This window comes from Trebonia sp. (assembly GCF_049794275.1).
Classification (GTDB): domain Bacteria; phylum Actinomycetota; class Actinomycetes; order Streptosporangiales; family Streptosporangiaceae; genus Trebonia.
The window spans coordinates 1-2,114 of the sequence record NZ_JBARCR010001083.1 but is presented as its reverse complement, the minus strand read 5'-3'; the positions used below and the strand labels follow the sequence as shown (position 1 = coordinate 2,114).

Here is a 2,114-nt window from a genome sequence, read left to right as displayed (position 1 = left end):
CTATCGGGGACCCGTGGGACCCGGCCGCGCGTCCGGCGGTCATCGCCGCCGGCGCGGTGACCCTCCGTCAAGACCGCACGGCAGGCACCGCGTCGTTCCCGCTGCACTGGCGGGACCCGGCGCGGGTCGGCCACGCCGGCGGCATGTACCAGGTGATCCCCGTCGGGATCTTCCAGCCGTCCGGCGACGCCCCGTGGAACGAGGCGAATGACTTCGACCTGTGGCGCGGCATGCTCCGCGAGTTCGCCGAGGAACTGCTCGGCGCCGACGAGGACCACGGCAGCGAGCGCGCCCCCATCGACTACGACCGATGGCCGTTCGCCAGGGCGATGACGGACGCGCTGCGCGACGGCCGCATCCGTGCGTACTGCCTCGGCCTCGGCGCCGACCCGCTCACGTTCGCGCTCGACCTGCTCACGGCGGTGGTGATCGACGCGCCGCTCTACGACGAGCTGTTCGGCGAGCTGGCGGAACGCAACGCCGAAGGCACCGTCCTGAAGCCCCGCCCCTTCGACGAGGCGACGATCGACGAGCTGACCACGCACGAACCGGTTCAGGCCGCCGGCGCGGCCCTGCTACAACTGGCGATCGCGCACCGCGGGCTGCTACTCAGTGGCTTACTTCGGGGCTTATCAGCCGCGCTCGCGCCACTCGGCCAGGTGCGGCCGCTCGGTCCCGAGCGTGGCGTCCGTCCCGTGCCCCGGATAGACCCAGGTGCTGTCCGGCAGCCGGTCGAAGACCTTCGTCACCACGCCTTCGTACCACCCTGGGGACGCCTTGATGATGTCGGGTGAGGCCGGGTCAGGCGCCCTTAGAACGTGGGCTGAGAATACTCATCCCGGGCGCGCGGAGTGGGGCTACCTTCTCCGTGCCCGGTGGTCCTGACCCCGTTGTCCCGGATAGCGCCGCCCTGGTTGGGTAAGCCTATGGCGGTTACCTGGCTGCGCCTGGAGGCGCGACGGCGATGGCGGTCGCTGGTCGTGGTCGCGCTGCTTGTCGCGCTGACCGTCGGGACGGTCCTCACGGCGGTCGCGGGGGCGCGCCGCGGGGAGAGCGCCTTCGACCGGCTGTGGGCTGTCACGCTCCCGGCCACCATCACCGTGGTGCCCAACCAGCCCGGCTTCGACTGGTCCGCGATCGAGTCGCTGCCCGAGGTCAGTGCCACCACCCTGTTCGTCGTCCAGGACGGCGAGCTGATCACCGGAACCGGGCCTGACGGCAGCTTCAGCAGCGACAACCTGGGCTTCCCGCCGGGGGGACCGGGCGCGCTGCACGCCGTCGAACGGCCGGTGGTGCTGGCGGGGCGGATGTCGGTCGACAGCCGGGCCGACGAGGTGGTGGCCAGCGCGGAGTTCATGTCCGAGCACCACCTGCGGGTCGGCGCCCCGCTGACCATCCACCTGCCGTCGCCCGCGCAGGCAGAGCAGAGCTTCGACCCGACGAGCGCGCAACCGAAGGGACCGCTGGCCCAGGTCCGCATCGTCGGGGTGGTCCGCTCCCCGTTCTGGCTCGACGGGCCGGGTTCCGGCGGGGGAGTGCTGCCGACCTACGCGTTCACGCAGAAGTACAGCCAGTACCTCTTCGGCAGCGACCTGGCCCGTACCTCGGTTTACGTCAACGCGCTGATGCGGCTGAACGGCGGCGAGGCGGCGATCCCGGCGTTCAAGGCCGACCTGGCCCGGGTGACCCACCGGTCCGACATCGACGTCTGGGACAACTACCAGAAATTCGGCGGGCCGGTGAAGAAGGCCACCAGCTACGAGGCGGCGGTGCTGCTCGCCTTCGGCCTCGCCGCCCTGCTGGCGGCGCTGTTCCTGGTCGGCCAGACGGTAAGCCGGTACGTCGCCGACAGCGCCGAGGACCTGCGCGTCCTGCAGGCCCTGGGGCTGACCAGGCGGAAAGCGGTCGTCTGCGCCGGGATCGTGCTCGGCCTGGCGGCGGTAGCCGGCGCCGTCATCGGCGTGGCGGCGGCGCTGACCGCCTCGCGGTGGATGCCGATCGGCCTCGCCGCCTACGCCGAGCCGCACCCCGGGTTCAGCGCGGACTGGCTGGTGCTGGCGGTCGGCGGGGCGGTCGCGGTGCTCCTCGTCGCCGGCGGCACCGCACTGCTCACC

Annotated in this window: 2 protein-coding genes and 1 pseudogene; 1 reads left to right on the top strand and 2 read right to left on the bottom strand. The window is 72.1% G+C overall.

The features are described from left to right. A partial coding sequence (locus WA805_RS27025; protein ID WP_425243754.1) for a hypothetical protein occupies positions 1–545 on the bottom strand: 545 nt, incomplete at its 3' end. An 87-nt stretch (positions 546–632) separates the two neighbouring features. Further along, a pseudogene (locus tag WA805_RS27020) lies at positions 633–731 on the bottom strand (MBL fold metallo-hydrolase); the annotation flags it as partial. A 195-nt stretch (positions 732–926) separates the two neighbouring features. Between WA805_RS27020 and WA805_RS27015 the strand changes: the two are divergent. Then, positions 927–2,114, top strand: a 1,188-nt coding sequence (locus WA805_RS27015) for an FtsX-like permease family protein (RefSeq protein ID WP_425243753.1), incomplete at its 3' end; no start/stop codon positions are given.